The organism is Chryseobacterium proteolyticum, from assembly GCF_046591535.1.
Lineage (GTDB): Bacteria > Bacteroidota > Bacteroidia > Flavobacteriales > Weeksellaceae > Chryseobacterium > Chryseobacterium proteolyticum.
The window spans coordinates 968,183-980,503 of the sequence record NZ_JBJLWK010000003.1 but is presented as its reverse complement, the minus strand read 5'-3'; the positions used below and the strand labels follow the sequence as shown (position 1 = coordinate 980,503).

9 protein-coding genes are annotated in these 12,321 nt (G+C 31.2%); all 9 read left to right on the top strand.

The window, feature by feature from the left end:
• Positions 1–34 precede the first annotated feature (34 nt).
• Entirely contained in the window at positions 35–244 is a 210-nt protein-coding gene (locus tag ACJ5H0_RS15615) for a class I lanthipeptide (RefSeq protein WP_273650648.1), read from the top strand.
• 222 nt (positions 245–466) lie between these two features.
• A complete protein-coding gene (locus ACJ5H0_RS15610) occupies positions 467–1,660 on the top strand; it encodes a lanthionine synthetase C family protein (RefSeq protein ID WP_411250304.1) in 1,194 nt (397 codons plus the stop codon).
• A gap of 4 nt (positions 1,661–1,664) precedes the next feature.
• Complete coding sequence (locus ACJ5H0_RS15605) at positions 1,665–3,158, top strand: lantibiotic dehydratase (RefSeq protein WP_411250300.1); 1,494 nt, start codon at positions 1,665–1,667, stop codon at positions 3,156–3,158.
• Positions 3,070–4,833: a lantibiotic dehydratase gene (locus ACJ5H0_RS15600; protein ID WP_411250297.1), complete on the top strand. Its 1,764-nt coding sequence runs from the start codon at positions 3,070–3,072 to the stop codon at positions 4,831–4,833. Before ACJ5H0_RS15605 ends, ACJ5H0_RS15600 begins: the two co-directional genes overlap by 89 nt.
• 110 nt (positions 4,834–4,943) lie before the next feature.
• Positions 4,944–6,191 (top strand): erythromycin esterase family protein, encoded by a 1,248-nt coding sequence (locus ACJ5H0_RS15595; protein WP_411250293.1) that lies wholly within the window; start codon positions 4,944–4,946, stop codon positions 6,189–6,191.
• 187 nt (positions 6,192–6,378) lie between these two features.
• Entirely contained in the window at positions 6,379–7,884 is a 1,506-nt protein-coding gene (locus ACJ5H0_RS15590) for a vitamin K epoxide reductase family protein (RefSeq protein ID WP_411250290.1), read from the top strand.
• 352 nt (positions 7,885–8,236) lie between these two features.
• On the top strand, positions 8,237–10,429 hold the full coding sequence (locus ACJ5H0_RS15585; protein ID WP_273650643.1) for a peptidase domain-containing ABC transporter: 2,193 nt from the start codon (positions 8,237–8,239) through the stop codon (positions 10,427–10,429).
• Between the two features lie 325 nt (positions 10,430–10,754).
• The gene (locus tag ACJ5H0_RS15580; RefSeq protein ID WP_411250286.1) at positions 10,755–11,378 is read left to right on the top strand and encodes an HlyD family secretion protein; all 624 of its coding nucleotides are present in this window, start codon (positions 10,755–10,757) and stop codon (positions 11,376–11,378) included.
• A complete protein-coding gene (locus ACJ5H0_RS15575; RefSeq protein ID WP_411250283.1) occupies positions 11,332–12,054 on the top strand; it encodes an HlyD family efflux transporter periplasmic adaptor subunit in 723 nt (240 codons plus the stop codon). The genes ACJ5H0_RS15580 and ACJ5H0_RS15575 overlap by 47 nt, the downstream gene beginning before the upstream one ends.
• Positions 12,055–12,321: the final 267 nt, after the last annotated feature.

Sequence of the window (12,321 nt, the reverse complement as noted above, 5' to 3'; positions counted from 1 at the left end):
GAATAAATTATTATTAAAAATCAAAATTAAAACAATGAAAAAACAAGTATCATTAGGCAAATTAAGCTTAAACAAGGAAAAAATCGCTCAACTAAGTGCAGAGGGAATGTCAAATGTAAAAGGAGGAAATTTTGGAGGTAGCACATGTGCTGGGTTCACTTGTGGATGGTGTACTTCTACAATGGATTCTTCTACTACAAAACCACTTGGACCAAAAGAAGAAGGTTTAGAGCCTCAAGGTTAAGATTAATAAAATTATAAGAGATTATGTTTTGGAACTAGCCCCGTTTATACGGGGTTAATTCCTTAATATAATAATATTAATCGCTCATAGATTATATCTGTTATACTGATTTTTAACAACTCAATACGTCACAACACCGAATTACTCTAATTAAGTTCAAATATGCTGTTTGTTGCTCTCTTATTAATAAAACTATTACTCACCACTTTATCATAATTAACTATGAAAACAAAACATATAAATATCAGCAATATTATACACGAGCTGGAACAAGATATAACAGAGAATGTATTTAATACTAATGATAACTCTCTATTCAATGGTAGAGCCGGTGTATTGATTTTATATTATTTATTATATGAGAACACTCAAGATTCTCAATACATTGATAAAATTGGAGATGTAATTACCCAAATTTTTCAAGATATCAATGAAGATAATTATTCTGGTGGCAATTCATTTTGCAATGGTTTGGCAGGAATAGGATATGCCCTGAATCTTTTAAAAAAGAAAAAAATAATTTCAGAAGAATTTGAAGTCGTTTTAAAAGATTTTGACACCATTTTATTGCAAGAAATTGATGCCTGCCTTCACAATAAAAAGTTTGATTTCTTACATGGCGGATTGGGAATAGCACTTTGCCTGTTAGAGAGGGCAAGTGAAAATGTCTTATTACAAGAAAAAATTGATAGTTTTTTTTCAAAATATATTTTCATTGTAGAAGAGCAAATAAAAAAAGATAATAGTTTGGAATTCTTTGATGAATCAGGAGATTATACAGCTAAATATAATTTGGGAATGGCTCATGGACTCATTTCAAACTTATGTCTCCTTATAAAATATTCAAACCAGATATCTCATGATGTAAGATCCATAATTAAGGCCATTTCAGATAAGATATTGGAATTTTATAAAAAAGAAAACTCTTGTCAATTTCCAAGTATTATCTATACAAACAGGGAAAGTACATATAACGCTCCATTAGGATGGTGTTACGGAGACAATATTATTGCATTGGGATTATTAAAAAGTGCTGTCTTTCTGGAAGACTCCTATCTCTATTCTATAGCAGAGCAAGTTGCAATTAATGCATTGAAGAGAGACCATGAACGATTCGTTGTTAAAGATGCCATGATCTGCCACGGTACTGCAGGTGTTTCGTACATCTACGAAAAATTGTATAAAATTACCTCGAATGAAAAATTAAAGGAATCATCTCAAAAATGGTTTGAAACTACTCTCGATTTTTACTCAGTAGACGAAAAGTCTCATAGTTATAAAACTTATGTTGGAGATGATGAATATACCAGTACTATATCATTACTCAATGGAAAAATTGGGATAGCAATTATGTTATTAATGCGAGAAAACAGTAATCTAGATTCAGATTGGGATAATATTTTATTATTAAACTAAGGATATGACTTATACACATTTTAATAAAGCCATCATCAGGACTCCGGCATTGCCATTATCATTTTTTAAAAAAATTTTTGAGCCTACTACGGATATCTGGGAAGTCATAAGACAAAATGATCAAATTAGAATAGCAATCCATTATGCTTCGCCAGAGTTATCAGAACAAATAAATCTTTATCTGAACAATAAAATTACGGATTCTAAAAAGAAAGAAAAACTCGAAAAGTCAGTATTGAAATATTTATCAAGAATGTCTACCAGATCTACCCCTTTTGGTACCTTTTCGGGAATTTCTGTAGTTGAAGAATCTCATCAAAATACCCAACTTTGCATTCCCAATGCAAAATCAGATTATAATCATGTCAAAGTTAAATTTGATATGGAATTCTTATATCAATTATCTGACTATGTTGAAAAGCAGGAATATGTTTTTCCATATTTAAAATATAAGCCCAATAACTCATTATACAAACTTGGTAATAAATACAGATATGTAGAGGTTAGCTTAGAACAGGGAGGGAAAAGTTATGATTTATCATCTGTAGAGTATTCTGAAATTATCGAGGAGCTTTTAAAGTTTTCCAGAGAAGGACGCTACATTCATGAGATGATCGATTTTGATTTAATTAAAGACTATTCCTATGAAGAAAGATCATCCTTTATAAAAGAATTAATTAACGCTCAAATCTTCATGTCTGAATTAAAACCTTCTACGACTGGGGAAAGCCATGAAAATATTATTATTTCCACGTTAATGAGAATTGATAGTGAATGTCAAGGAAAAAATACTGAAATTCAGAAGCTAAAGAAAAAAATAGAAAATATTTTGAATAAGGTAGCTACCTTAGATAATCAAAATTTTGAAAATCACACCCAAGAACTGGAAGAGCTATACCAATCTATAAGAAGTATTGGGAATTTATATTTTACAAAAAGTAAATTATTACAAGCTGATTTAATAAAAGAGCCTAATAACTCATCTTTTGATTCTGAAAACATTAGGATTATATACGAGGCAATGGACGCTTTAACCAGACTCAGTTTAAAAGGCAGAGAAAATTCTGAACTAAAAGCCTTTAAAAAGAGTTTTGCTAAGAGATATGAAAACCAATGGGTCCCTGTAGCAGACGCCGTTGATATGGAATATGGTATTGGATATGGAGACAAAAGTGGTACCCATAAAAATTATTTGGTTGATGATTTCCAATACACAGCTAGAAATAGATCACCTCTAACAAAAATTACATGGGACAATAGTTTACACGATTTTTGGAAAGACAAAATACTAGCTGGCTTATCTAATCATTCCAGCGATATTGAGATCACAGAATCCGAACTTAAAAAATTTCCTAAAGACGAAAAATCACTTAATGCGACTTTTTGTGTATCAACATCTCTTGTTAGCAATGAAGAAAATAATAAAAAAAATATTCTTAAAATACGCTGGGGGACCTACAGCCAACTTCCTTATTGGAAGATTTTCAACAATAGATGATCAAATCAAAGATCTTTATCATGACATTGTGGATGCCGAGGAAAAAATTCATCATGATAAAATTGTTGCTGAGCTCAACCACCTTCCTCAGGATCGATTAGGAAATGTTATGCACAGGGCAAATTCAAGAAAATATGAAATACCTTATTTAGTAAATTCAAGTGTAGATCAAGAATATCAGATCCCAATTTCAGATTTGGAAATAAAACTTGTTAATGATGAATTTATACTAAGGTCAAAACAAAAGAAAAAAGAAGTCTTACCTTATTTAAGTTGTGCTTTAAATTACAAAGCAAAAGGATTACCAATTTTCACCTTTTTAGCCGAACTCCAGGAACTTCAGGGGACTGGAAGCTATGCATTGGATTTAGGTTTTTTACCCGACTTCTTCGAAAGAATCCCAAGAATAAATTATAAAAACATCATTTTAAGAAAAGCATCCTGGAAAATACCAAAGTCAGTTATTGAGGCCCTGGAAAATACTTCTTCAGATCACGAATTGTTGGAAACATGGGAAAAGTATATAAAAGAAAAAGGAATTCCAGCCTTCTTTAGTATCAGTATGTTTGATAATGAAATGATGATTAATTCACATCATGCTACATCTTTGAAAATATTTATTGAAGAAGCTAAAAAACATTCCGTAATTAATATCCAAGAGTCTATATTGGAAGAATATAAAGCGATCAAAGATACTGACGGAAATGATTATCATAACGAAATGCTTTACTTTTTCAAAAAACAAATTCCGGCTAAGATAATTTCTAATGATATTTATTGTTCTGAAAAAGAATTGAGTGCTCAAAGAAATTATATAATTGGAAGTGATTGGACATATTATAATATCTATATGGGATCTAATCAATCTGATAAAGTTTTAACTGATCTAAAGGAAGAACTTGATGTATTAGTAGAAAACAAAAGTATTGACAAGTGGTTTTTTATTAGATATAACGATCCAGACTATCATATAAGATTAAGGATTTTCAGCAATAAACAATCATCAATACCTCATTTAGCTTTAAATAAAGTATTCAATGCCTTATATCAAGATAAACGAATCATAGACATTTCTCAAAATACTTATAAAAGAGAATTAGAAAGGTATGGGGCGAAAACTATCGAGCCTGTTGAAAGTATATTCTTTCACGACAGCATGATGTTGACAGAATTGTTAACAGTAATCACTCATAATTATCAAAATCCTGAAGAGATCAAATGGAAAGCGGGAATTTATATTGTACACAAATATATAGAAGCATTTAATATTTCTTTGGAAGACGCTAGTCAATATACAAGCAATGTTTGTGATTACTTTACTAACGAATTTTCGTTCAGCAGGGAAACAATCGTCCAGCTAGATAAGGATTATAATCAAAAGAGAATCTATTATAAGAATCTTATAGATGAAAAGAAAGTAGAAGATATAGAAGAAGGGGAAATATTGTTTCAAATTATAGATCATTACTTTAGCTTAATAAGGGAAGAAATAATCCTGCATCAGCTTTCTCATGATAAATTAGTAGAAAGTATTATACATATGAGTGTCAATAGGCTTTTTACTAATAAACAAAGACTATACGAGTTTTCATTATACCATATCCTTAAAAGATATTATAATCAAAAGATCAATCAGAATAAAGTAAAAAAGCCGGTTGAGATTTTAGCAAAATAAGGTTTTTAAAGGGAATTACGTCTCTTCTGGTAATACAGCTTAGAAGAATGAATGATGAAGTTATCTTTATTTATACAAATACTTTTGAAATGGAAATAAACAAAAATATTATGCTAAGTAGACTTAAAGTGGTTTATATCCTCCTATTTATATGGATTAATAGTTCCACTATAAAATCACAGGAATACAAACATACTTCTATAAATATGGAAACAGGGAAAAACCTGAAACAAGTAATAAATGCCTTTGATACAAAAAGTATTATTGGCTTAGGGGAAGGAACACATGGCACTAAAGAATTTAATGATGTTAGAATAGCATTAATAAAGGAACTTGTCAATAAAGGTTATAAAACAATAATTTTTGAAAATGCATTCGGTGATACTTATTTCTTTAATCAGGAATTAAATTCTGAAGTTCCTTTGTCTATTGTGATGCAGAATAATCTTTTATCCATATGGCAAACAGACGAAGTTAAAAATTTCCTTACATGGATTAGACTTTACAATCAAAAACATTCAGATAAAATTACTTTGTATGGAGCTGATTTTAATTATGTATCTAATGCAATTAAAATTCTGCAGCAACAACTTGGGTCAAATAATGAAGATATAAATAAGGATCTTTTAAGGCTAAAAGAAATTGGAAATATCCAGGATTCTATCTGGAATAAACAAAATGACAAAAATTTTAAGATTGATATGAATACTCTCATAGAAAATGGGAATGAAGGATATGAACTTACACAAAAAATTGATGCATTTACAAAGCAAAATCCAATGAAATCCTCTAAGCCTTCATTAGAATTAGCCCTTGCCAATTGTACCTACGCTTTTTCAACTTTTTATGCAGCAAAGAAGAAGACAGAGGAAAAATCAAGAGATGAATTAATGGCAAATATGATTTCAAAAATTCAGGAAGAAAAAAAGAAAGTCATCATATGGGCACATTCTGCGCATATTTCTTTTCAATTTCCTTATAATGTTACAGATCTGGCTATGGGAGGATACCTAAAGCAACATTACGGTGATAAATATTATGCATTGGGAACTTTAACCGCTAAGGGAACTTATAGTGCAACACTTGATAGAATTGACACAAAAAACAATAGTTTTAAATCCTATACCCTTAACCCTATCGTAGAGAAATCATGGGAATATTATTTCTCCCAAAACAAAGACACTATGTTCTTCGTCGATTTACATCAAAACTCTAATCTGAAGAAGCTGCTGAAAATGAAGTTTATTGGTTATGGTCCTGAAAGGGAAGACTCCTATACTAAAGACATTAATATTAGTGACTTCTTTGATGGCATTATTTTTATCAAAAACACATCCGCAGCTGTACATACCCTTTAAAATATGTCACCTTGCAAAAATTTAGCAAATCTCTATTTTAGCATATATAAATGATTAACAATAATTTACTAAATCTCTATTAACACATAACAAGCAACGAAATTCAAAAATAAGTCTTAAGTCACCTATAAAGGAAGAAATATTTGTTTTATTAAAACATCTTTGTATTTTAGATAAAAAAATTAGCATGACCTTAGATAAACTAATCAACTACTTAAAACTTGATAAGCAGGAATTCATTTTCCAGTTTAATTCGCATCCCAATTACCCTTCAGCACTTGCTTTTAGTGATACGCTCAACTTTTTGGGTGTAAAAAATGATGCTTATGAATTGGATAAAGAATATTGGGATGAACTTCCTGAAGAATTTATAGCAATTGTTGATAATTCTTTCTCTTTGGTTAAGAAAACGGGAACTCAATATTCCGTTTATTCTGATAAATCAAAGACATTAAATAAAGATGAACTTCACAAAAATGCGACCAATTTTGTTTTGTTATTTGAGAAAACAGAAAATGCAGAACAAAAAATATCAAATTACAGACCTTTTATATATGCAATTCTTGCCGTAATCCTTTTATATTCCATTCTGAATTTTTCATGGTTTGAAATCCTCTTTAATTTCTTATCATTAGTGGGAGTCTATATTTCACTGGAAATTTTTAATCAAAAATTTGGGAATACATCAGCAGTAATTGGTAGCATTTGTGGTGATACATCAGCAAATCAGATTAAGAATTCTTGTAATAAAATTATTAATGAAGATAAAACAAGTATTCTGGGATTGAAATTTTCTGATTTCTCCTTAATCTATTTTGTTGGAATTACAGTATTGGGATTATTTTTGCCTGCAACAAGTTATGTAATAAAGGGCTTTACCATTGTTTCCCTTATTGCCATTGGTTATTCACTATATGTTCAGGCTTTTGTAGAAAAAACTTTTTGTAGAGTTTGCCTATTAATCATTTCAGTTCTTGTAGCTCAACTTATTTTAACATTATTCTTTTTTGAAAACTCTTATTTCAATGCAAATATTGCCATTTTAAGCATATTATTATGGGGAATTACATTTTTTGCCGTTTCTTATTTCAATACTTTGCTTACGGATAAGGAATCTCTTCAAAAGTCTAATGCAAAAAATTTAAGATTTAAAAGAAATTATGATTTATTTAAAAGAGAGCTTTTAGATAAGGAAAAAATTACGTTCAGTGATAACGAAACTTTTTCACTGGGAAATAAAGATGCAAAAATCCATATTTCAGTAGTTTCAAATCCTTATTGTGGTTTTTGCAAGGGAGCACATGAAATTTTAGAAAGCCTTTTAAAAAAATATCCGAATGAAATTTCTGCCCAGATAAGATTCAATTATTTTGCAGAAAAATCTAACGAAAAAGCGACAGGCCTCCTATCAGATTTTATGAGTATCTATAAGAACAAGCATGAAAGTGAGTTTTTAAAAATAGTAGAAACCTGGTTTGAAAATAAAGATGAGAAACAAATCAGAGATCTGGCAGGTACTAATGGCCAATTAGAGGATCTTAATTCATTAAACGAGATGTCAAAAGAAAATCTAAATGCGGGATTAAGCTTTACTCCTATTTTAATTATTAACGGATTTCAGTTTCCTGACAAATATGATCGTGAGGATATTCATTATTTCATTGATGAATTAATTGAGGATGATGAAATTTAAAATAATTACAATAATTTAACAAATTTCACTAATTTAGGAAAAAAATAACCATCATTATACAAGTCATCACAGTGCTTACACTGATCGAAAACTAATAGCATGAAAAACATACCACTTTTTTCACATCAGAATCCTAAAAGCATTCAAATAGAATCTTTAATCAGCAGACCATTATCCAACGGAAGACTTGTGTTATATTCTGATTATTGTCCTTCAGAAATTTGCAGGGTAATAATGTCCAAAAGATGTTTACTGATGGACGGCAATTACTAGAAATAATGACAATTAGTATAAAAAATATTAATAAAAAATGTCGTCAAAATATGACGGCATTTTTAAATGATTTTGAATTTTGAAGAAATTTCCTTTTTACAGGCAACCTGACGCTAAAGACTGTGGTCCTACATGTCTTAGAATAGTCAGCAAACATTATGGTAAAAGTATATCGTTACAACAAATCCGCAGCCTTTCTGAAACTACACGTGAAGGAAGTAGTTTATTAGGGCTGAGTGATGCTGCTGAGGATTTAGGATTCCGTTCATTAGGAGTTCAGGTGGACTTTAATACTTTTGTTGAAGAAGTTCCTTTTCCATGTATAGTACATTGGAATAAGAATCACTTTGTCGTAGTCTATAAAGTTGATAAAAATAATAAAGTATATATTTCTGATCCAAGTTATGGACTCATCACCTACAATAAAGACGAGTTTATCAAATTATGGATTGGTGAAAATGCCACTGAAAATACAGAGGAAGGAATTGTTCTTATCCTTGAAACAACTCCAGCTTTCTTTCAAACAGAATTTGATGATCAGGAAAGTAAGGCTAGTTTTTCCTTTCTTTCTAAATATTTATTTAAATATAAGTCTTTGGTTATTCAGCTTGCTGTAGGATTATTGGCAGGAAGTTTATTATCCCTTTTATTCCCTTTTCTTACTCAGAGTATCGTAGATGTGGGAATACAAAACCAGGATCTGCATTTTATTTACCTGGTCTTACTTGCACAAATCATGCTTTTTATAGGAAGGATGGGAATTGAAGTTATTCGAAGCTGGATTTTACTTCACCTTTCTGCAAGAATCAACATCTCTATTATTTCGGATTTCTTTATCAAACTTATGAAACTCCCTATCAGTTTCTTTGATACAAGAATGACAGGAGATATTATGCAGAGAATTAATGACCATCATCGAATTGAGCAGCTTCTGACCAATTCATCACTTAACACGTTATTTTCACTTGTTAACCTAATTATCTTCAGTATAGTATTACTTCTTTATGATTACAGACTGTTTATTGTTTACCTCGTGGGAGCTATCTTATATATTGGATGGATCACATTCTTTTTAGGCAAAAGAAAAGAGCTGGATTATAAAAGATTTTCCCAGGTTTCTCAGGAACAAAGTAAAGTTATCGAACTCATCAATGGAATGCAGGAGATAAAAATGCATAATGCAGAGAAACAGAAACGTTGGGATTGGGAATTCCTTCAGGTTAAGCTGTTTAAAATCAGGATCAAATCTCTTTCTCTAGAACAATGGCAATCTGTAGGAGGTAACTTTATTAATCAGATGAAGGATATTCTGGTAAGCTTTCTTTCCGCTAAACTGGTTTTAGATGGAAACCTCACGTTAGGGATGATGCTTTCTGTACAGTATATCATAGGCCAGCTTAACAGTCCCCTTTTACAGCTCATTGATTTTATCAAACAAACCCAGGATGCTAAAATTTCCCTTGAAAGACTAGGAGAAATACATGATAAAGAGGACGAAGAGAATAAAGATGAACAATATGTTTCAGACCTTCCTCAAAAGGATATAGACATAGAAAATCTTTCATTCAGATATATAGGCTCGGATTCTTATGTGTTTGAAAATCTTAATCTGAGTATTCCATATCAAAAAACAACAGCAATTGTGGGAGCCAGTGGAAGCGGTAAAACAACTTTGCTCAAACTGTTAATGAAATTTTATGAACCCAATCAGGGAGATATTAAAATTGGTAACACAAAACTAACAAATGTTTCACCCAGATTCTGGAGGGATCATTGTGGTGTTGTTATGCAAGAAGGCTATATCTTCAATGATACCATTGCTAATAATATCGCGATAGGTGAAGATCATATTGATAAAAAGAAGTTACGGAAAGCAGTAGAAATAGCGAATATAAAAGAGTTTATTGAAGAACTTCCACTAAGCTATAATACCAAAATAGGAAATGAAGGTGTGGGCGTAAGTGGTGGACAAAAGCAAAGGCTCTTCATCGCAAGGGCAGTTTATAAATCCCCGGAATACATTTTCTTTGATGAAGCAACTTCCGCATTGGATGCAAACAATGAAAAAGTAATTATGGAAAACCTTGAACAGTTTTTCAAAGGTAAAACAGCCATTGTCATTGCTCATAGACTTTCCACCGTAAAGCATGCAGATAAGATTATTGTTTTAGATAAAGGAAAGGTAGTGGAAGAAGGAAGCCATACTGAGCTTGTCGCTCTGAAGGGGGAATATTACAGACTCGTAAAAAATCAGCTTGAATTAGGAAATTAATCTGCGTTTTTTATTAACTTCACTACACTAATCCCATAAAATATTAATTATGAACAATTTAAAAAAAAATCAAAAGACAAGTTTTAAAAGAAGTAAATGGTGCAGGCCCAATTCCTGCATACCCATGCAATTGTTTTTGCATTATAGGAAATGATAAAGTGTGGAATGCATGCAACAGATATTGCCCGGGAGGAGTAATTCCAGGTGTTGAAATGGGAAATGATCCCAAATGTGATTATAATTTACCCCTATAATTTTTAGCATTATAGAGATTAAAGCAAAATCCTCTATTTGAGGATTTTTATTTTCAATTGTTTATTTTAATATGGAAAAAGAAATTTTAGATAATATAGAGCTTCGTTCGGAAAGTGTTCAGGATATTCTTACAAGACCGCCCCATTGGATGATACGCTGGGGAAACACCATCATATTTATTATCCTTATCCTCATTTTAATTATGAGTTATATAATAAAATATCCTGAGTTTGTGTCAGCTCCTATTGTGGTTACTTCCCAAAACCCACCTGAAAAATTAGAGGCCAGAACAAATTCTAAAATTGAAAAAATTTTTATCAAGGACCATCAGGAGGTTAAGAAAAATGATGTCCTTATGGTTATGCAGTCTGCTGCCAATTATAAAGATGTTCTTGCTCTGAAAAAAATCATCGACTCTCTTTCTCCTACTCACTTAGCTTCCTTTCCTATAAATGAAACGTCTCATTATAAATTAGGAGAGCTTCAGGGAGATTATAACAATTTTGCAAAAGCATTTCAGGATCAGGAATTATTTACAAGACTTCAGCCTTACGCTCCTGAAAATCTTGCTGCTAACCAAAGTATTTCTGAATACAGGGTAAGGATTGCCACGACAAAACAACAAAAGAAACTTGAACAAGCTAAATATGAGCTTACAAAAAAAAAGCTATCAAAGATCACAGGAACTTTTTAACCAGGGAGTCATCGCTTCCGTAGAACTTGAAGGGGAAAAAATAAAATACATCCAGGCTCAACAAAATCTGGAAAATATTACCATTTCTTTATCTCAAATGGAAGAAGCAATATCCAACCTTAACAAAACTAAAAGCGGGACTGCTATCAATACGGAAAAGGATAAAATTAATTACTCTTCACAATGCCTGCAATTGTTTGAGCAATTAAGAAAATCGATGAAACAGTGGGAGCAGAACTTCCTTGTTATTTCTTCTACAGATGGTATTGCCAGCTTTCAGCAATTCTTTGGAGAAAACCAATTTGTAAAAACAGGGGATGCGATCTTATCTATATTACCTCGGAATAAAGAAAATTTAGTTGGAAGAATGTATGTTCCTCCTACTAACTCTGGAAAAATTGCTCCCGGAGAAAAGGTTTTGATCAAACTGGATAATTACCGGTTTCAGGAATATGGTATTGTGGAAGGTAAAGTACAGAATATCTCTCTCTCTGCCGATGAAAAGGGGAATTACTACGTAGATGTTCTACTTCCTAAAGGCTTAAAAACATCATATAACAGAAATCTCACATTTGATAAAGAGCTTAGAGGTAATGCTGATATTGTTACTCAGGATCTAAGACTCATCGAAAGGTTTTTCTATCAAATCAGAAAACTATTGGGATATCAAAGCTAATAGAGCCAAATCACAATATATAAAAACCCACAACTAATAGTTGTGGTTTTTATATAATCTTTAGTAATCACATATCAATAGTAATGTTTATCACATAATCATATGCACGTCAATTGTGTTATTTAGCCATAACTAGTTCATAAAAACATTTTATATATAAATGCTTACAAAATTCTTTTTATAAAGCTGAATTGATATCTATTCTAAGAAAACTACGGAGATTCGGAACCAAGAATGAGAATAAATATTAATGGGTATCATCTTTTA